The sequence below is a fragment of the Streptomyces sp. NPDC047971 genome, assembly GCF_040653355.1.
In the GTDB taxonomy this organism is placed as follows: Bacteria; Actinomycetota; Actinomycetes; order Streptomycetales; family Streptomycetaceae; genus Streptomyces.
Window position 1 is genome coordinate 78,966 of sequence record NZ_JBEZNW010000015.1, and the last position, 17,843, is coordinate 96,808.

Below are 17,843 nucleotides of genomic sequence, written 5' to 3' on the forward strand. Positions count from 1 at the left end.
CACCGGAGTTGAGGCCTCCGCCGCCCACGGGCAACGGCTCGTCGACGGCGCGCGGAGGGCACCCGAGGACCAGGGCTCCGCGCACCCGGACGGCCCGCCCGCGCCGTCCGTACCGCGGTCAGCATCCCGAGGGCGGAGACGGGCATGCGACCGTGGGACGGCCGTCGGCAGGCGACTCCGGCGCGGAAGCACCGCCCGCGCCGGAGTCACCCAACCCCAGGAGCAGACCCAGGGCCGCGATCACCCCCACGGCGACCGAGACCGCGCCGACCAGATCGCCTCGGGCCGGCAGGCCCGTCTGGGCGCGCACGGTGTACCGGAAGACAGCGATCCCCACGAGGCAGCCGACGATGAGGATCCCCAGCGCCAGGGGGGTGATCTGAAAGGTCATGGACGCCTCCGAGTCAGGGGCCCGCGCCGGCGGCGGACCGGGGCCGCGGCTCCTCGGATCTCGTGCGGGAGCAGGAGACGTCAGCCGATGTGGACGGCCTGGAGCCTGGAACCACCTTCGGGCCGGTCCCTCCCGTGGAAGTACGGGAGAAGACTCCCCTCGACAGGGCCTGCTGAGGAATAATCGTCCATGACATCTCATGACAGCAGCAGACACCCGAGGCGTCGCCATGCCCCAACTCCGCATGCCTTCCGGCCTGTCAGGCCCCCTTCACGAACTCATGGTGCGCCTTCACGAGCTGCACGCGATGGCCGGCTGGCCGAGCGTCCGGGAGCTGGAGAAGGAGCTGTCGGTCAGTCACTTCACGATCCATCAGCTGTTCACCCAGCCCGACCTCCCCAAGGCGACCGTCTACGCAGAGGTGGTGGCCGCGCTGGCGCGGCGCAACCCCTGGGGCGATGAGGACGAGGTCTGCGACCGCATGTCGCGGCTGTGGCTCGCCGCGTACCACTACCAGGGAATGAAACCGAGCATCGACCTGCCCCCGGCAGATCAGGAACGCCTCAACCCCGGCCCGGCCGCACCCGCCGAAGTCGGCGAGGCACCCGCTCCTCGGCGGCCGACGCCCCGGAGCGTCGCCTCGCCCGACACCGCGGAACGGCACCCCGACCTGCCGCGGTTGGACACCTCCCGTGCGGTCGTCGTCGGCGTCGGCCGGTTCCGCGACGCGCAACTCCAGAATCTCCCCGGTGTCGTCCCCGGCGCGGAGGCCGTGGGCGCCTTGCTGACCTCCGTCGGTCCCGCGTTCCTGCGCAGCGCCACGACCGAAGTGCACGACGGCTCACGACTCGACGTTCTCGGTGCCGTCCACGACGCCGCGGAGGAGGCCACCGACACCCTCCTTCTCTACTACGCCGGCCACGGTCTGCTCAGCGCGTCCGGCAGCCTGATGCTCGCGACAGGCGACACCGTGTACGACCGGCCGTTCACGGCCGTCGACTACGACGGCGTGCGCGAGGCGTTCGCCATGAGCCGGGCGAGACGGAAAGCCCTGATCCTGGACTGCTGCTTCTCGGGACTGGCGATGGAGGGATCCATGGGAACGGTGGCGGAACTCGCCGCCGCGACCGGGACCTACGTGCTGAGCGCCACCTCCTCGGTCCGCGCCGCGATCGCGTCCCCGACGAGGAGGTACCCCGACTTCACGGGCGTGCTCATCGACATCCTCGACCGGGGGATCGAAGACGGCCCCGCCCTGTTGGACCTCCGGACCCTCTCCCATGAGCTGCGGCACCGCCTCGCCAGTCAGGGCTCGCCGCAGCCGCAGATGACCAGTCAGGGCGAAGCTCGACTGGCGCTCGGCCTCAACCGCGCATCCAGGACGACGCTCGGCCCCGCCGACGGCTGAGGTGGCTCTCCGCGCCGCCCTGCGAGCCCCGTCGGCAGCCGACACGCTGGCCTGCGGCCGTGGCCGGCCCGGCGGAAGGCGGCGCGGGGCGACGCGCCGCCGATCCCTGTCCCTCGTGCTCGCTCAGCCGGTGCGGAGAACCCGGAAGCGGTCCGGGTGCGCCGGGTCCCGGTCGACGACCTGGATCGGCGGCCACGCCCACTGCCCCACGCCGATGCCGGGCACGCGGGAGAACCGGACGCGCCCGCGGGTGCCTTCGACGTCGACGCTCGACCAGAGGTCGGTCGTGGCCGTCCTGTCCGTGCCGTGCGTGCGCAGCACATCGGCCAGGGCGACGATCGTGTCGTAGCCCTCGAAGGCGACGAAGGAGGGCGGCTCCGCCAGCCGTTCGCGCACGGCCGTTCCGACTCGGGTGCCGAGCGGGCCGAGCCGCTCGGGCAGATAGCGCAGGAAGGGGATCGCCGTACCGTCGTCTCCCAGCGCCGACGCCCACTCGGCGAACTCCGGCTGCCCCGCCGGTGCGCCGATCAGCACCTCGGCGAGGCGCTTGTCCCGGCGTACGGAGGTGACGAGCGGTACCGCCGGCTCAGGGTGACCGACCAGCAGAAGGAGGGCTGTCGCGCCGTTCTCGACGAGTTCGTCGCACACCGCGCCGGGATCGAGTTCGCGCATGTCGAGTTCGACCAGGGTGCCGCCGTGCCCAGCCACGTGGTCCCGCAGGATGCCGGTCCCGGACGCCCAGTAGACACTGGGCTCGGTGGCCACGGCGATGCGACGGTGGCCCGCGGCGAGCAGGAAATCCGCGTAGATCCTCCAGCCGCGCGACTGCGCCGGGGCCAGGCGCGCGACCCACGGCGTCGGTTCCTCGGTGAGCCCGTCGAGCACCGCCGACGAGCAGAGGAACGGCAGCCCGAGGGCGTCGGCCCTGGCGGCGGCGGCACGGGCGACGACGCTGTGGTACTCCCCCGCCACGGCGGACACGCCCAGCCGGACCAGTTCGTCCACGGCCGCCGCGGCCTTCCGCGGATCGGCCGCGGTGTCCCGGACCACCAGCTCGACCGGTCGTCCGTCGATCCCGCCGGCTTCGTTGACGTCGCCGACGGCCACCTCGACTCCGGCGAGCAGATGCCGGCCCGCCCCGGTCCAGCCGGGCCGGGTCAGCGGGACGAGCACACCGATCCGGATGGCCGAGGTGTCGGCCGGCTGCGCTTCGGCTGTCGATGATGGCGTCGTCATGCGTCGGCTTCTCCCCTGTGGGCGCTCCCGTTGCGGTGTTCGTGCCGGGAGCGCGTGATGGACGTCAGTGGGGCCGAGAGTAGTTGAACCGGGAAGGGTGCGGAGTCGAGGCCGAGCCGACGAAACCCCCCTGATCCATAGGGAGATTGACAGCGCGATCACGGCACGTCAGAGTCCCGGAGTGAGCGACACAGATGATCTGACACCGGCCGAGGCACGCATATGGCGGGCCTTTCCACGCGGCGAGTCCGTGGACTTCCGGGTCTCCGAGGACGAGGATCCGGCTCTCGGCGGGTCCTGGGACGCCGAGCGGACCGTACGCGCGAGCGTGTTGCGGGCGCTCCTGCTCAAGGCTCCGCAGGAGGCCGGAGAGATCGCGGCGCTCAAGATCTCGGGGGCGCGGATCGTCGGCGTACTGGACCTGAAGTACGCCACCGTCGACGCCGCGATCCGGCTGAGTCACTGTCAGTTCGACGACGTCCCGGATCTGTACGGTGCCCACCTGCGGCAGCTCAACCTGACGAAGTCCGTTCTGCCGGGCCTGACCTCGGCCGGGTTGCGGATCGAACGGGTCCTGCGCATCACGGGCTGCCGGATGCGGGGTCCGGTGCGGCTGGGCGGGGCGCACATCTCCGGGGCACTGTTCATGGAGCAGGCGGAGTTCGGCGCGCCGGACGACTCCGAGCCGGTGCTGCAGCTCAACCAGGCCGTGATCGAGGCCGACCTGTGGGCGCCGCAGATGCGGGCGCGGGGGCAGGTGCGGCTCACCGGGGCCTCGATCGCCGGACGGGTCAACCTTCAGGAGGCCGAGTTCGACGTGCCCGGCGGCACCGCGCTGGATGCGCAGAACCTCAGCGTGGGAGCCCACGTCCGGGCGCGCCGCGTCCGGGCGCGGGGCCGGGTCGAGCTCCGCGGCTCGCGCATCACAGGCCGTCTCGACCTGGTCCACGCCGTTCTCTCGAATCCGGGCGAGACGGCGCTGCGGGCCAGCAGTTGTGTCATCGGCGAGCTCTGGCTGCGTGGTGGCGAGCGCCTCGAAGGGGCCCTGAACCTGCGGCGCTCCCAGATCGAGATCCTGACTCTCGAGCCGGAGAAGCTGCCGGACGAGGTGCATCTCGGCAATCTCGCCTACACCGCGCTCGCCCCGCACGAGCCCGCCGAGCGTCGCCTGCCGATGCTGGAGCGGGACGGCGACCGGTACGAGCCGTACGGATACGAGCAGTTGACGGCGGCCTACCGTCATGTCGGGGACGACGACGCGGCGCGGATCGTCCAGCTCGCCAAGCAGCGCCGACGACGCGCCACGCTCACCTGGTACGGGCGGCTGTGGGGGTACGTCCAGGACGCCACCGTCGGCTACGGCTTCCGTCCGCTGCGCGCGGCCGTGTGGCTGCTGTCGCTCCTGGCCGTCGGGTCGATCGCGTACGGTCTGGATCACCCCCGCCCCGTCAAGCCCGGTGAGTCACCCGACTTCAACCCGGTCTTCTACACCCTCGATCTGCTGCTGCCCGTCATCAACTTCGGCCAGGAATCGGCTTTCGCCCCTGACGGCCGGCACCAGTGGCTCTCGTACGGCCTGATCATCACCGGCTGGATCCTGGCGACGACGATCGTCGCCGGCGTGACCCGCACGATCAACCGACAGTGACACGGCCGGGGCGGGGGTGCCGCTGAGGGCCTTCGTCCGGCACGGCCTGCGGGGAGCGAACCGATCGGCCCGGCACCGCGTCCTCCTCACCGAGTCATCTCCGGCCGGCCGGTGCGGAGCAGCGCCGTCCCTGGAGGACACCATCGTCACCGTCACCCCCGACCAGCCCGCCGAGACCGCGCGCCCCCGCCGGAGGGCGGGCATCGGCAGGTTGCTGCTGGCCGGGGCGGCGGGAGTCCTGCTGACCCTCGCGGTCATGACGGTTCTGTGGTGGCCGCGGACGGAGGTGACGTACCGCAGCACCGCTCCCGCGTCAGTGGTGTACGCCGACGATTCACCGCACTACCTGGAGCTGGTCCACCGCCACACCCTCTCCGGGGAGCACCGCTACCACCTGGTGATCGGCAGGTACACCGGCGCCGCCTACGGGCACTGGCTGGACGTCGACACCGCCGTGGCCGTGGAGGGGATCGAATCCACCACGTGGACGGAGTCCGACGTGCGTGTCCGCTTCTCCACCGGTCATGAGGTCGTCGTCCCGGCCCGGTTCTTCCTGTTCGGGAGGTAGCCCCGGGAGGGCTGTCGGTGCCCGAACCCTCCGCCTGCCGCTGCTCACGTGGTTCCGGGCGCTCGGTAAACCCTTCGACACCCGCTTCCGGGCTGCGGCACACTGCGCGCGATGACTCGACGAACCGATACGCCTCCCGCCTGGGACGAGCGCACACAGCTGGCCACCTTCCTGGACTACGCCCGTGACACGGCCCGGGCCAAGTGCGAGGGCCTCTCCCCCGAGGACGCCCGCAAGGCACCTCTCCCGCATTCACCGTTGATGACGATGTGCGGACTCATCAGCCATCTGCGGTGGGTCGAGCACCACTGGGTCCAGGTGGTGTTCCTCGGAGAGGAGCGCGAGGGCCCGCTGGCGGAGGCGACCGAGGAGGACCCCGATCCCGAGATGCGGATCGCGGTCGACCTTCCGCTGCCGCGGCTGCTGGCCGAGTACGAGGAGCAGAGTGCCCGCTACCGGCGTCTGTTCGCCGAGCACGACCTCGACGCCAAGGCTCGACGCACGCTCCGCGACGGTCGCTGTGTGGATCTGCGGTGGGTGATGCTCCACCTCATCGAGGAGACCTCGCGGCACAACGGTCACCTCGACATCGTGCGCGAGCTCGTCGACGGCCGGACGGGCATGTAGGTCCTGGTCAGCACCGTTCCTTGGACCTTCCGCCGACGCGGTCCCGAGTCCATGGTCGGGAACGCGCCTTGTGCGTCCCGGTGTCGGCGGCATTGACTGCCGGGGTCCGTGGGAACGCGCGTGTGCGGAAGAAAGCGAAGGGCACCATGCTCGACGGTTGTACGCCCTGGCCCGAGGAGTTCGTCGACCGGTACTGGGCGGCCGGACACTGGCAGGGCAACACGCTGGACAACCTGCTGCGCGGCTGGGCCCTGCAGTACGGGACGCGGACCGCGCTCGTACACGGCGACAGCAGGATCACGTACGCGGCCCTCGACCGGCGCGTGGACCGCATGGCGGCCGGACTGCGGCTGCTCGGGCTCCGGCCCGGGCAGCGGGTCGTCGTCCAGCTGCCGAACGTCCCCGAGTTCGTGGTCACCGTGTTCGCGCTGATGCGCGCGGGTGCGGTCCCGGTGATCTGTCCGGTCTCGCACCGCGGTGCCGAGGTGTCCCGGCTCGTCCGGCTCACCAAGGCCGTCGGCTACGCGGGCCCCTCCACCTACCGGGGCTTCGACCACACGGCGATGGCGGCGGGCATCGCCGCCGAAGGGCCTTTCCTCCGGCGGGTGTTCACCCTGGAGACGTCGGACACCGCGTCGCCGTACGGCGGCGGCTACACCACCGACGCGTGGGGCTGCCACTACTTCCCGATCGGCTCCGTCGACGCCCCGCCGGTGCCGGCGCTCGCGCCGAGCGCCGACGACGTGGCGTTCCTGCTGTTCGCCGGCGGCGCCGCCGAAGCACCTCGGCTCGTGCCGCGCACCCACAACGACTACGCCTACCAGATGCGGGCCGCCGCCGAGCTGGTGTCCCTCGGCGAGGACGACGTGTACCTCGCGGCGCAGCCGGCGGCGTCCCCCTTCGCTCTCGGCGGCCCCGGCATCGTCGGCACGCTCTCCGTCGGCGGCACGGTCGTTCTGGTCGAGGACGCGGGAGCCGACGTCTGTCTTCCGGTCATCGACCGGGAGCGGGTCACCGTCACGTCGGTGGAGCCCGGCGTGGCCCGGGCGTGGATCGACGCGCTTCCCGCCGTACGGGCGGACGTCAGCGGTCTGAGGCTGGTGCAGCTCTGCGGCGGGCCTGAGGCGGATCCGGCGTCCGCCGAGGCGATCGGCGCCGCGCTCGGCTGCCGCCCGCAGCAGGTCTTCGGACTGGCGGAGGGGCTGCTCACACTCACCCACCGCGCCGATCCGGACGGTCGGTCGCTCGGCACGCGGGGCCGCCCGCTGTCGCCCGACGACGAGATCCGCGTCGTCGACCCCGACGGCGGCGAGGTGCCCGTCGGGGAGTCCGGCGAACTCCTCGCCCGCGGTCCGTACACGCCGCGTGGCTACTACCGGGCCCCCGAGGACAACGCACGCGCCTTCACGCCCGACGGTTTCCTCCGGACCGGCGCCCTCGCGCGGCTCACCCCGGACGGCGACCTGGTCGTGACCGGTCGCCTTCGGGACGTCCCGGCCGCCCGCTGACCGGTCGGCGGCGTGGCGAGGGGAGACCCTCCGGGATCTGTGAGCCGTACGGAGGCGTTCACGGGGCCGTCCGAAGGGTGGGGGCGCCGCCCCCGTTGTCGGGCGGCCGGAGCGGGAAGGCTCCCGTCCATGCGTATCGATCTGACGGGACGAACCGCGCTGGTCACCGGCTCCACCCAGGGCATCGGGGCCGCGATCGCCACCGGGCTCGCCCGGGCCGGGGCGCGGGTGGGAGTCAACGGGCGGACGGAGTCCCGGGTGCACCGGGCGGTCGCCGCGCTGGGGGCGCAGGCACCGGACGCGGAGTTGGTGCCGGTGGTCGCCGACGTCAGCACGGAGGCCGGAGCCCGCGAGGCCGCCCGGGTGCTGCCGGAGGTGGACGTCCTGGTGAACAACCTCGGTGTCTTCGAGGCCGTCGAGGCCCTGGAGATCAGTGACGCCGAGTGGCGGCGCTACTTCGAGGTGAACGTGCTGGCCGCTGTGCGGCTGATCCGCCAGTACCTGCCCGGGATGAGCGAGCGCGGCTGGGGACGGGTGCAGAACATCGCCAGCGACTCCGCCGTGGTGATCCCGGCGGAGATGATCCACTACGGCATGTCGAAGACGGCGCTCCTCGCCGTCACCCGCGGGTTCGCCAAGCGGGCCGCCGGTACCGGAGTCACCGTCAACTCGGTCATCGCAGGTCCCACGCACACGGGCGGCGTCGAGGACCTGGTCTACGAGCTGGTCGACCGCGACCTGCCGTGGGACGAGGCACAGCGGGCGTTCATGCGGGAGCACCGGCCGCAGTCCTTGCTGCAGCGGCTGATCGAGCCGGAGGAGATCGCCGCCATGGTCGTCTACCTCGCCTCCGACCATGCCTCCGCGACCACGGGCGGGGCGCTGCGGGTGGACGGTGGGTACGTGGACTCGATCCTGCCCTGAGGGTGTGCCGAAAGTGCCGCCTGCCCCGCGAACCCTGGCACGCGCGCTCGCTGCACACACCCTGGGACTGTCTCGTCGATCAGGCCCGTCGACCCCTCGCACCTCCCGCATGCCCGCCCGTGGCCGTCTATCCCCGCGTCGGCCGGCTCAGGACGAAGAGACGGTGGTCCCAGCCGATGTCGGTGCGGGAGCGGAGGACGAGGCCCGCCTCCTCGGTCAGGCTCGTGATCCGGTCGGCGGTCCGCAAGCCCGAGCCGAAGGCGCACTTGAGGCGCAAGTGGTGCAGGACCGCGTCCATGTCGTCGGGGTCCTCGGGCGTGATCTGCTCGACGAGCAGCAGCGTGCCGTCCGGGGCGAGCGAGTCGGCGGCTACGGCGAGGGTGTGCACCGCGTCCTCGTCGGCGAGCCACTCGAGCTGACGTGACATCAGGAGAGTTCGGGTGCCGGGCGGTACGGCTCCGGAGCTCGGAACCAGGTCGACCCGGGGCAGCGTGTCCTGGTCGAGGACCGCCTCGCTCAGGGCACGGAGCACCGACGGCATGGCGAGGATCCGGGCGCGCAGCTCCGGGTGCTCCTTGACGAGGGCCTCGACGACGGTGGCCACGCCGTGGCCGGTGGCCGTCAGTTCGGTCACGTCCGACCAGTCGTGGGCCCGCAGCATGGCCGGGGCGATCCAGCGGGCCTCGTCCTCGACGGCTGCGCGCGCGTCCCCGGCGATCCTGGGCCGCTGGGCCATGGCCTCGGTCAGGGTCAGCCCGTCGAGCGTGCGGTAGCCCGCCTCTCCCGTGCGTACGGTGTGCAGAAGGCCGGACAGGGAGGCGTCGAACGCGGCCTGGGCGCCCTCCAGGTGGTACTCGTCGGCCGAGTGGTCGTCCTCGACGAGTTCCTCGCTGACCGGGGTGAGCCGGTAGCCGTCCTCGTCGAGGGTGAGCAGGTCGATCGCGACGAGGTAGCCGAGCAGGGCCTTGAGGGTGTCCGGGTCGGCCTCGGCGCGGAGTGCCAGCTCCCCCGCGTCTCGTACACCGCGGTCCACGAGGTCGAAGAGGCCGAGGGTGACGGCGGTCCGGATGGCGTAGCCGGGTGCCAGGTCGGTGAGTTCGTGGAGGCGCTCGTGCGCGTCGTCGGAGTCCTCCGGCTCCGAGGTGATCTCGGCGCCCGCGCTGGGGACGACGGGGGTGGTGCGGCGCCAGTACCCGGTGATGTGGGTGTGTTCGCGCGGTACCTGGCGCTCCGTCACCAGGTGGCGTCGGATGCCCTTGAGCGTGACGGCCTCGCCGGCGACCCAGGCGAAGACGGTGCCGGGAAGCCACTCGGCCGCGCGGACCGCCTGCTCCAGGAGGTCGGTGGTGCCGGCGGGGGCGCCGTCGCGGGAGAGCCACACGATGTCGGCGTCGGCGCGGGTGGGCAGCTCCTGGCGGTGGCTGTCGTCGCCGATCTCGATGAAGACGCGGGCCTTGGTGCCCTCGGGCATCTCGGCGAGCCAGCGGCCGATGGCGGGCAGGGCGGTCTCGTCGCCGACGACGAGCAGCCAGTCGGCGCCGTCCGGGTGGCTGTGGGACATCTTCGGGCCGGCGATCCAGGCGCTGTCGCCCGGTACGACGCCTTCGGCCCAGGAGGAGGCGACGCCGCCCTCGTGGCGCACGAAGTCGAAGTCGATCTCGCCCTTCTCCGGATCGTGCCGGACCGGGGTGTAGTCCTTGGCCACGGGGCGGCCGTCGACGGGCCAGTCGAGGCTGCTGACCTGCTGGCCCGGCAGGACGAGGCGTCCGGTCTCGTCGGCGAAGAAGAACTTGACGTGGTCGTCGAAGCCCTCGGTGCGCAGGGCCGGCAGCTCGAGTCCGTCCTTGACGAAGGCGTCGAGCTGGGGTCCGCCGAGCGTGAGACGGCGCATGCCCGGGGTGATGTTCTCGGCGCGCAGGACGGTCAGTTCCCGGAGGACGATCGGGAAGGTGACGACCGAGCGGGGGTTGCGGGTGGGCATGGTCGGGGCTCCTTGCGGGACGACGGGCGGGGCCGGGTGGACGGGGGCGTGGCGCGATCTCCGTCCACCCGGCCCCTGGGGGTGGGGCGGTGCTCCTGCGCGAGGAGCGGGGGTCACCTGCCGGCGACGGCCTTCGCCAGGATCGGCGTGAGCTTCTCGACCACCCACGGGGCGCTGAGGGCGTCGGGGTAGGCGACCGCGGAGGAGAGGGTGTTCTCCGAGGGGATGACCGCGTAGTGCTTGCCCTTGACGGCGCCGAGCGACTGGAACACCTTGTTGCTCTCCAACTCGGAGGCGCTGAGGAGGCCGTTGTCACCGAAGGGGTAGGTCATCAGGAGGACGTCGGCGTCCAGCTGGTCGAGGTTCTCCAGGCTGACGGAGTTCTTGTCGGCCGTGTAGTTCTTGGCCTTGTCGGTCTTGCGCAGACCGAGCTGTTCGAAGACGCCCGGGTCCTGGTCGGCGTAGGACATGAAGGTGAGCTGCTCGGGGTGGACGACGGCGTAGGTGTACGTCTTGCCCTTGAACTCGGGGTGCGCGGCGGCCGCGTCGGCGGTCGCCTTCTCGTTGGCGGCGATGACCTTCTCGGCCTCGTCCTTCATGCCGAGGGCCTTGGCGGCGTTCCTCAGTCGCTCCTGCCAGGTGAGCGTGTCGGCGTGCTTCTTGTCCGTGTAGGTGACGACGGGGGCGATGGGCGCGAGCTTGGCGTACTCGGTCTCCATCGACCAGGTGTTCATGCCGAGGATGACGTCGGGGGCCTCGGCGGCGATGGCCTCGAAGTCGGTGCCGTCGGTGTCGTCGTAGGTCTTGAGCTTGCCGGCGCCGAGCTTGGTGATGGCGCGCTGCTTGTACTCCGGGACGGGGCCGCCGTCCTCGGCGTCCGGGGTGATGACGGGGACGATGCCGAGGGCGAGGGCGATGTCGGTGTCGCCGTCGGAGACGGTGGCCACCTTCAGGGGCTTCTTGTCGACCTTGGTGGTGCCCCAGGCGTTGGTGAGCGAGACCGGGAAGGCGGCCGCCGCGGCGTCGCCGGACTTCGGCTTGGTCTCGGTGCCCTTGTCGTCCGCCGCGCCTCCGCAGCCGGCGAGCAGGGTGGCGCACGCGACGGCGGCGATCAGCGTGCGGGCGGCGGAGCGCCGGGCGAGGGGTCTGGCGAGGCGGTTCATTCCTGTCCGTTCTTCTGCGAGTGGTGGCGGCGGCCGAGGGGAAAGATCTGTGGCCGTGCCGTGCGGGGGTGGGGGACGACGAGGCAGTCCAGGCCGAACACGTCGGCCACGGTCCGTTCGTCGAGCACCTCCTCGGGCGGGCCCTGCCGGACGATGCGTCCGTCGCGCATGGCGACGATCGTCGACGCGTACATGGCCGCCTGATTGAGGTCGTGGGAGACGAGCACGATGGTGCGGCCCGTCTGTTCGTTGAGGTCGGCGAGCAGGTCCATGACCTCGATCTGGTGGGCGATGTCCAGATAGGTGGTGGGCTCGTCGAGCAGGAGTGTCGGAGTGTCCTGGGCGAGGGCGAGAGCGATCCAGACGCGCTGGCGCTGTCCTCCGGAGAGCTGGTCGACGGGGCGGTCGACGAGTTCGGCCGTACCGGTGGCGCGGAGCGCGTCGGCGATGAGGACGTCGTCCCGCGCGTCCCGGCGGTGCCCGAACCGACGGTGCGGGTGGCGTCCGCGCCACACCAGGTCGCCGACGGTGATGCTCTCGGGGGCGACCGGGGACTGGGGCAGCACGCCGAGCCTGCGGGCCACCTCCCGGGTGGGGAGGCGGTGGATGTCGGCGCCTTCGAGGAGCACGGATCCGGCGGCGAGCGGCAGGAGCCGGGCGATGGACTTGAGCAGGGTGGACTTGCCGCAGGCGTTCGGGCCGACGAGTGCGGTGATCTTGCCGGTCTCGATGCGGAGCGACAGGTCCTCGATGACGGGTGTCCTGCCGTATCCGGCGCTGATCCCCCGGGCTTCGATCCGGTGTGCGGCCTCGGTCGTGGCGGGCGTCTCCACCGTGGCGCGGGGTGCGGCGACGGAAGCCTCCGCCGTTCGCTCCGGGGACGCCGGATCCGGCTTCGCGGGTTCGGCGGCAGCGGTGGTCGGTGGGGTCACGGGGTGTGTCACGAGGCTCCCTGCCCGCGTCGGAGGATCAGCCAGACGAAGTACGGGGCGCCCAGCAGGGCGGTGAGGACCCCGGTGGGCACCGGACTGATCAGAGGTGCGTTCTGTGCGAGGACGTCGGCGCCGATCACGATGACGGCGCCGATGGCGGGGGCGACGACCGTGGAGCGGTCGATGCCCACGAGGCGTACGGCGATGGGGCCGCTCACCAGTGAGACGAAGCCGATGGGGCCGACGACGCTGGTGGCCAGCGCCGCCGCGGCGGCGCCGAGCAGCAGGATGCCGATCCGGGAGGCGGTGACGCGGGTGCCCAGGCCCGAGGCGAAGGTGTCGCCCAGGGCGAGGGTGCCGAGGGATCGTCCGAGGACGAGCGCGGCGGCGGCGCAGACGAGCAGGCCGATGGCGAGGGTGGTGACCCCGGGCCAGTCGGCGGCGCTGGTGCTGCCGACCGTCCAGCGCATGGCGATCGCGAGGCTCTGCTGGTCTGCCACGGTGAAGAGGTAGTTGGTGTAGGCGGTGCACAAGGCGCTGAGGCCGATGCCGACGAGGACCAGGCGGTACGTGTCGACCGCGCCGCGCCAGCTGAGCAGTTGGATGGCGCAGACGAGGCCGAAGGAGCCCATGACGGCGGCGGCCGGGACCCCGACGGCGAGGGCGCCGGGCGCGAACAGGAGCACGGTCGCGGCGCCGGCCCCGGCGCCGGCGGAGATGCCGAGGATGTCGGGGGTGGCGAGCGGGTTGCGGATCAGCCGCTGGTAGAGCGAGCCGGCCAGGCCGAAGAGGGCTCCGGCGAGTACGGCGGACAGCGCTCGGGGCATGCGCAGCTGGAAGATCATGTAGTCGGCGAGTCCGGTGCGCAGGCCGAACGCGGCGGGCAGCACGTCCGCGGGGTCGACCCGACCGACGCCGCCCAGCAGGACGGAGGCGGCGGTGAGCCCGACGAGGGCCGTGGCGAGGACGGCGCCGACGAGCAGGGCCCGGCGGCGGCGGGCGCGGCGGCCTGCCCGGAGCCGCGCGGCGACGGTGTCCGCGACGGTGGTGTCCGGCCGCGGGGGCCGGAGTTCGAGTGCGGTCATCACATCCGTACCAGGGAGCGGCGGCGGGCCAGCCACACGAAGAAGGGGGTGCCGATGACAGCGGTCATCAGACCGACCTGCACCTCGCCGTGGTCGAGGACGAGGCGTCCCGCGATGTCGGCGGCGGTGAGGAGCACGGCGCCGACGGCCATGGAAAGGGGAAGCGACCAGCGGTGGTCGGGTCCGACGAGGAGGCGCGAGCAGTGCGCGGCGACCAGTCCGACGAAGGCGACGGGGCCGATGGCCGCGGTGGCGGCCGCGCAGAGCAGGACGGCGACGGCGGCGCTGACGAGCCGGGCGCGTTCGACGCGTACGCCGAGGGCGCGGGCGGTGTCGTCGCCCAGGCCGAGGATGTTGAGGGTGCGGCCGAGCGGCATCGCGAGCAGGAGGCCGACGGCGACGAACGGGAGGATCGTGCCCAGGATCTCGCCACGTCCGGTGAGTTGGCCGACGGACCAGAAGCGGAGGTGGAAGAAGACCTCCTTGTCACGGACGACGAGCAGGGTGATGAGGGAGGACATGACGGCGGCGAGGGCGACGCCGGCGAGTACGAGCCCGACGGCGGATCCGCCGGCCTCGGTGCGGGTGCCGATGAGGTAGACCAGCGCGGCGGCCAGGGAGGCGCCGAGGAGCGCGAGCCAGAAGTAGCCGGTGACATCGGTGACGCCGAAGAAGATGATGCCGAACACGACGAACATCGCGGCGCCTTGTTCGATGCCGAGGATGCCGGGGTCGGCGAGGGGGTTGGCGGTGAGTGCCTGCATCACGAGACCGGAGGCGCCGAGGGCCGCGCCGACGACGAGACCGAGGACGGTGCGGGGGATGCGTTCGGTCCACAGGACGTGGGTGTCGTACGCCTGTTCCCCGGGATGGAGCAGAATGCGGACGACCTCCAGCGGCGAGATGTCCCGGGCGCCGAGCCCGATTCCCGCCACGAGGGTCGCCAGCAGGACGAGGACCGCGAGCACGGTGACCGTCACGCCCCGGCCGGGCCGGGTGAGGGCCGCCGGGGTGCCGTGCATCCGTACCGGAGGCGGCGACGCCGTGGTCGATGCGGGTGGTTCTGTCATGGATAGTCCTTGGTACACCTGGTTCGTGAGGGAACTTAGGTTACCCTTGCCTAACCTTCGGCGATCCAAGCCGGAGTCCGACCGATCACACCGAGGGGTCGCGCTCCGGCCGACCCCACGTCCCAGGGGGGTGGCCGCCATGGCCGACGACGAGACGCAGACGAGCGACCACGCGCAGATCACCGCGACGGGCCATGCGACGCACGTCCACGACTTCCACCAACTCCTGTACGCGCCCCTGGGCCGCATCACGGTCACGACTCCGGGGGGCGACCACGAGCTCGTCGCACCCATGGCCCTGTGGCTGCCCGCCGGCACGCCGCACAGCGCCCGGTTCGAGCCCGACTCCCTGGTCATGGCGGAGTCGTTCGACGCCGATCGGTACCGGCTCCCGTACGCCGAGCCGACGGTGGTCCAGGTTGACGGCGAGGCCCGCCGCCACCTCCTCGCGGGGACCCGCGGAACGCGGTCCGAGAGCGACGACGCCCGAGCCTTCGCCGCCCTGACCAGCGCTCCGGCCGGACGGCACACGCGACTTCCGCTCCTCCGCCCGACCAGCGAGGCCGCCCGCACGGTCGCCGGGACGCTGCTGCGCAGACCCGACGACCAGCGCACCGCGACCGAGTGGGCCGAGAGCCTCTACGTGAGTTCGACGAGCCTGCGCCGGGCGTTCCGGTCCGAGACCGGGCTGGCGTTCTCCGAGTGGCGCACCCGCGTCCGGCTCAATCACTCCCTGGAACTCCTGACCCAGGGGCACCAGGTCGGAGCGGTGGCCGCCAAGGTCGGATTCGTCAGCACGAACGGCTACATCCTGGCCTTCAGACGGCACTTCGGACGCACCCCCGGAGCCTGGGTCAAGGAGCGCGCGGGGTGCCGCACCGCCTGACGCGCGGCGTCCGGGTCGCCCTCCGGCGGCCGACACCGGCCGCCGGAGGGCGACTTGACAGCCAGTGCCCCCGGGGTGCTTAGGTGAGCCTTACCTGACCGATCCCGAGGCGCACCCGCCCGGCCGGAACCCAGGCCATGCCCCGCCCGCCCCGACCAGGCGGGCACCGGGCGGGCCCCACCGACGCGACACCCCGCCGCACCGGCGGCCCGGCACGCTCCCCCCGAGCGCCGGCCGCCGGTCCGCTCACGGCACTTCCGCACGGTTCCGCCCCCGGAGAACGGCGCCCTCCCCCACCCGAGGAGTGACCATGACCGCGACCAACCCCTTCGAGGACGACGACGCCCGCTACCTCGTTCTCGTCAACTCCGAGAACCAGCACTCGCTCTGGCCGGCCTTCGCCGAGGTGCCGGCGGGCTGGACCGTCGTGCACGGCGAGGACACCCGACAGGGCTGCGCCGCGTACACCGAGGAGCACTGGACCGACCTGCGGCCCGCGAGCCTCCTCGCCCGCTCCTGAACCCACCGCCCGCACAGGGCGCAGCCGGCACCGGAGAGCCGCCCGACGCGGCCCCGTGGCCCTTTTTTTGACGATTCATCACCTCGCACGCCCTCGTGCGGCACCCGCTTGACTATTCCGCCGCTAGTTAGGTAAGCCTTACCTAACTAGCCATCGCCTGGACGGGAAGAGGATCCACCCATGGCCGACACGGCCGGACAGCAGCCCTTCACCCTGCGACGCCTCCGCCGCGACGTCGCCGATGTGCTCTACGTCGAGGCGGAGGACATCGATCCGGAGGAGAGCCTGCTCGACCAGGGCCTCGACTCGATCCGTCTGATGGCCCTGGTGGAGACGTGGCGCGCGGACGGCGCCGAACTCGGCTTCGTCGAACTCGCCGAACGCCCCACTCTCCGCGACTGGGCCGCGCTCCTCGACCGTCCGGCGGGAGCACCCCGTGCGAGCCGGTGACCTCCTCATCGACATCGGGCCGCTGCGGACCAGCCGCGACTTCCGGGCCATCTTCACGGCCCGCGTGGTATCCCTCTTCGGCCTCGGGATGGCCGCCGTGGCCCTGGCGGCCCAGGCGTACGACCTGGCCTCCACCTTCGGTGTCGCCGTCGCCAGCATGATCATGAGCGTCACCGTCCTGATCGGCTCCCTCTGGGGCGGTTGGGCGGCCGACCGGACGGACCGCCGGCGCCTGATCCTCGTCGCACGCGGCGCGGCCTCGCTGGCGTTCGCCGGTCTCGCCGTCAACGCCTTCCTGCCCGACCCGCAGCTGTGGGCGCTCTACCTGTGCGTGGCGTGGGACGGCCTGGCCACCGGGGTCAGCGTCACCGTCCTCATGGCCGTCGCCCCCGCCCTGGTCCGACCCGACCAACTCCCCGCGGCCGGCGCCCTGATCTCGCTCACCGGCGAGATCGGTTCGGTCGCCGCCCCCTTCGTCGGCGGCGTGCTGCTCGCTCTCACCGGCCCCGGCACCGTCTTCGCCTTCACCGCTCTCACCACCGGCGTCACGACGCTCCTGCTCCTCAGGCTCCGTCCGCTGCCCCCGGTCAAGGACGAGGAGGACGACGCGGAGGACTCGGGGTCGCCGCTGGAAGCCTTCCGCCACGCGGCGCGCAACCGCGTCGTCGGCGGCCTCCTCGGCCTCGGCGGGGTCATGGCCCTGTTCAACCTGCCGGTCGTGCTCTTCCCCGAGATGGTCGACAAGGTGTTCGGCGGCGGCAAGGTCATGCTGGGCCTGCTGTACACCGCGCCTGCCGTGGGAGCGATCCTGGCCTCCGCCACGAGCGGCTGGATCCCCCGCAACGCCCGCCCCGGACTGCTGCTGCTCGGCACCGCGTTCACCGGAGGTCTGGCCACCGTCGGCTTCGGTCTCAGCGGCGACATCGTCGTCGCCTTCGCCCTGCTGACCGTGTGTGGCGCGGCCGGCACGGTGTACGAGATCGTCGAATACGCCCTGGTCCAGCACAACACCCCGGACCGACTGCGCGGTCGCATGGTCAGCGTCATGACCTCCCAGGGCACCACCGGGGGCGTCGTCGGCGACGCGGAAGTGGCCCTGGTCGCACGGTGGTTCAGCCCCGCCGGCGCCGCCGTCGTGAACGGTGCCGTCTGCGCCCTCGCCGCCGTCGCCGTCGCCGTCGCGGTCCCCGGACTGCGCCGCGCCACCCTCCCCCGCGAGGAGACGGAGGGCGAAGGACCGCCCGGTGGGGACTCCGCGCCCCCGCAGCCGTCCCCTCCCGCCTCCCCGTCCCCGGCGGAGAGCACGACGCCGCCGCTCCGCGCCGGAGAGGTTCCGTCGGCCACCGGCTGACCCCACTGCCGGGGCGAGGCGCCCGTCGGCGCCACCGAGCCGGCGTCGATCCGGCGCCTCGCCCCCTTCACCTCCCTCGCCCTTCCCGTCCCGTG

Annotated in this window: 17 protein-coding genes; 10 read left to right on the top strand and 7 right to left on the bottom strand. The window is 72.3% G+C overall.

The window, feature by feature from the left end; all coding sequences use genetic code 11:
- Positions 1-118 precede the first annotated feature (118 nt).
- The gene (locus AB0D99_RS16680) at positions 119-391 is read right to left on the bottom strand and encodes a hypothetical protein (protein WP_362361655.1); all 273 of its coding nucleotides are present in this window, start codon (positions 389-391) and stop codon (positions 119-121) included.
- A 280-nt stretch (positions 392-671) separates the two neighbouring features.
- Here AB0D99_RS16680 and AB0D99_RS16685 point away from each other — a divergent pair, with 280 nt between their 5' ends.
- On the top strand, positions 672-1,799 hold the full coding sequence (locus AB0D99_RS16685) for a caspase family protein (RefSeq protein ID WP_362361658.1): 1,128 nt from the start codon (positions 672-674) through the stop codon (positions 1,797-1,799).
- A gap of 123 nt (positions 1,800-1,922) precedes the next feature.
- Here the strand turns inward: AB0D99_RS16685 and AB0D99_RS16690 are convergent, their stop codons facing one another.
- Positions 1,923-3,035, bottom strand: a complete 1,113-nt coding sequence (locus AB0D99_RS16690) for an ABC transporter substrate-binding protein (RefSeq protein ID WP_362361661.1) — start codon at positions 3,033-3,035, stop codon at positions 1,923-1,925.
- Positions 3,036-3,216: 181 nt separating this feature from the next.
- On the opposite strand from AB0D99_RS16690, the gene AB0D99_RS16695 reads away from it, so the two are divergent.
- The 5 genes from AB0D99_RS16695 to AB0D99_RS16715 all read left to right on the top strand — a co-directional run bounded on the left by AB0D99_RS16695 (position 3,217) and on the right by AB0D99_RS16715 (position 8,310).
- Entirely contained in the window at positions 3,217-4,683 is a 1,467-nt protein-coding gene (locus AB0D99_RS16695; RefSeq protein WP_362361664.1) for a membrane-associated oxidoreductase, read from the top strand.
- Positions 4,684-4,699: 16 nt separating this feature from the next.
- The gene (locus AB0D99_RS16700; RefSeq protein ID WP_362361666.1) at positions 4,700-5,251 is read left to right on the top strand and encodes a hypothetical protein; all 552 of its coding nucleotides are present in this window, start codon (positions 4,700-4,702) and stop codon (positions 5,249-5,251) included.
- A gap of 111 nt (positions 5,252-5,362) precedes the next feature.
- Positions 5,363-5,878 (top strand): DinB family protein, encoded by a 516-nt coding sequence (locus AB0D99_RS16705; protein ID WP_362361669.1) that lies wholly within the window; start codon positions 5,363-5,365, stop codon positions 5,876-5,878.
- A 122-nt stretch (positions 5,879-6,000) separates the two neighbouring features.
- The gene (locus AB0D99_RS16710) at positions 6,001-7,386 is read left to right on the top strand and encodes an AMP-binding protein (RefSeq protein WP_362361671.1); all 1,386 of its coding nucleotides are present in this window, start codon (positions 6,001-6,003) and stop codon (positions 7,384-7,386) included.
- A 129-nt stretch (positions 7,387-7,515) separates the two neighbouring features.
- Positions 7,516-8,310 (top strand): SDR family oxidoreductase, encoded by a 795-nt coding sequence (locus AB0D99_RS16715; RefSeq protein ID WP_362361674.1) that lies wholly within the window; start codon positions 7,516-7,518, stop codon positions 8,308-8,310.
- A gap of 127 nt (positions 8,311-8,437) precedes the next feature.
- Here the strand turns inward: AB0D99_RS16715 and AB0D99_RS16720 are convergent, their stop codons facing one another.
- The 5 genes from AB0D99_RS16720 to AB0D99_RS16740 form a co-directional block, all read right to left on the bottom strand.
- Entirely contained in the window at positions 8,438-10,291 is a 1,854-nt protein-coding gene (locus AB0D99_RS16720; RefSeq protein ID WP_362361677.1) for an SIP domain-containing protein, read from the bottom strand.
- Positions 10,292-10,404: 113 nt separating this feature from the next.
- Positions 10,405-11,454 carry an ABC transporter substrate-binding protein gene (locus AB0D99_RS16725; RefSeq protein ID WP_362361680.1) on the bottom strand — a complete coding sequence of 350 codons (1,050 nt, stop codon included), beginning with the start codon at positions 11,452-11,454 and terminating at the stop codon, positions 10,405-10,407.
- The gene (locus AB0D99_RS16730) at positions 11,451-12,251 is read right to left on the bottom strand and encodes an ABC transporter ATP-binding protein (RefSeq protein WP_362361858.1); all 801 of its coding nucleotides are present in this window, start codon (positions 12,249-12,251) and stop codon (positions 11,451-11,453) included. Before AB0D99_RS16730 ends, AB0D99_RS16725 begins: the two co-directional genes overlap by 4 nt.
- A gap of 143 nt (positions 12,252-12,394) precedes the next feature.
- Positions 12,395-13,471 carry an iron ABC transporter permease gene (locus tag AB0D99_RS16735; RefSeq protein WP_362361683.1) on the bottom strand — a complete coding sequence of 359 codons (1,077 nt, stop codon included), beginning with the start codon at positions 13,469-13,471 and terminating at the stop codon, positions 12,395-12,397.
- Entirely contained in the window at positions 13,471-14,541 is a 1,071-nt protein-coding gene (locus AB0D99_RS16740) for an iron ABC transporter permease (protein ID WP_362361686.1), read from the bottom strand. Before AB0D99_RS16740 ends, AB0D99_RS16735 begins: the two co-directional genes overlap by 1 nt.
- A gap of 139 nt (positions 14,542-14,680) precedes the next feature.
- Between AB0D99_RS16740 and AB0D99_RS16745 the strand changes: the two genes are divergently transcribed.
- From AB0D99_RS16745 to entS, 4 genes are all read left to right on the top strand, one after another.
- Positions 14,681-15,427 carry an AraC family transcriptional regulator gene (locus tag AB0D99_RS16745; RefSeq protein WP_362361689.1) on the top strand — a complete coding sequence of 249 codons (747 nt, stop codon included), beginning with the start codon at positions 14,681-14,683 and terminating at the stop codon, positions 15,425-15,427.
- Positions 15,428-15,737: 310 nt separating this feature from the next.
- Positions 15,738-15,947 (top strand): MbtH family protein, encoded by a 210-nt coding sequence (locus tag AB0D99_RS16750; protein WP_362361692.1) that lies wholly within the window; start codon positions 15,738-15,740, stop codon positions 15,945-15,947.
- A gap of 180 nt (positions 15,948-16,127) precedes the next feature.
- The gene (locus AB0D99_RS16755; RefSeq protein ID WP_362361695.1) at positions 16,128-16,397 is read left to right on the top strand and encodes a phosphopantetheine-binding protein; all 270 of its coding nucleotides are present in this window, start codon (positions 16,128-16,130) and stop codon (positions 16,395-16,397) included.
- Positions 16,384-17,748 carry an enterobactin transporter EntS gene (gene entS / locus AB0D99_RS16760; RefSeq protein WP_362361698.1) on the top strand — a complete coding sequence of 455 codons (1,365 nt, stop codon included), beginning with the start codon at positions 16,384-16,386 and terminating at the stop codon, positions 17,746-17,748. The genes AB0D99_RS16755 and entS overlap by 14 nt, the downstream gene beginning before the upstream one ends.
- Positions 17,749-17,843: the final 95 nt, after the last annotated feature.

Bases quoted from the DNA above. Each gene is read 5' to 3' on its own strand.
- AB0D99_RS16740 (WP_362361686.1), bottom strand. From the start codon at position 14,541: ATGACAGAACCACCCGCATCGACCACGGCGTCGCCGCCTCCGGTACGG.
- AB0D99_RS16755 (WP_362361695.1), top strand. From the start codon at position 16,128: ATGGCCGACACGGCCGGACAGCAGCCCTTCACCCTGCGACGCCTCCGC.
- AB0D99_RS16750 (WP_362361692.1), top strand. From the start codon at position 15,738: ATGACCGCGACCAACCCCTTCGAGGACGACGACGCCCGCTACCTCGTT.
- AB0D99_RS16685 (WP_362361658.1), top strand. From the start codon at position 672: ATGGTGCGCCTTCACGAGCTGCACGCGATGGCCGGCTGGCCGAGCGTC.
- AB0D99_RS16690 (WP_362361661.1), bottom strand. From the start codon at position 3,035: ATGACGACGCCATCATCGACAGCCGAAGCGCAGCCGGCCGACACCTCG.
- AB0D99_RS16725 (WP_362361680.1), bottom strand. From the start codon at position 11,454: ATGAACCGCCTCGCCAGACCCCTCGCCCGGCGCTCCGCCGCCCGCACG.
- AB0D99_RS16745 (WP_362361689.1), top strand. From the start codon at position 14,681: ATGGCCGACGACGAGACGCAGACGAGCGACCACGCGCAGATCACCGCG.
- AB0D99_RS16720 (WP_362361677.1), bottom strand. From the start codon at position 10,291: ATGCCCACCCGCAACCCCCGCTCGGTCGTCACCTTCCCGATCGTCCTC.
- AB0D99_RS16715 (WP_362361674.1), top strand. From the start codon at position 7,516: ATGCGTATCGATCTGACGGGACGAACCGCGCTGGTCACCGGCTCCACC.
- AB0D99_RS16680 (WP_362361655.1), bottom strand. From the start codon at position 391: ATGACCTTTCAGATCACCCCCCTGGCGCTGGGGATCCTCATCGTCGGC.
- AB0D99_RS16705 (WP_362361669.1), top strand. From the start codon at position 5,363: ATGACTCGACGAACCGATACGCCTCCCGCCTGGGACGAGCGCACACAG.
- AB0D99_RS16735 (WP_362361683.1), bottom strand. From the start codon at position 13,471: ATGACCGCACTCGAACTCCGGCCCCCGCGGCCGGACACCACCGTCGCG.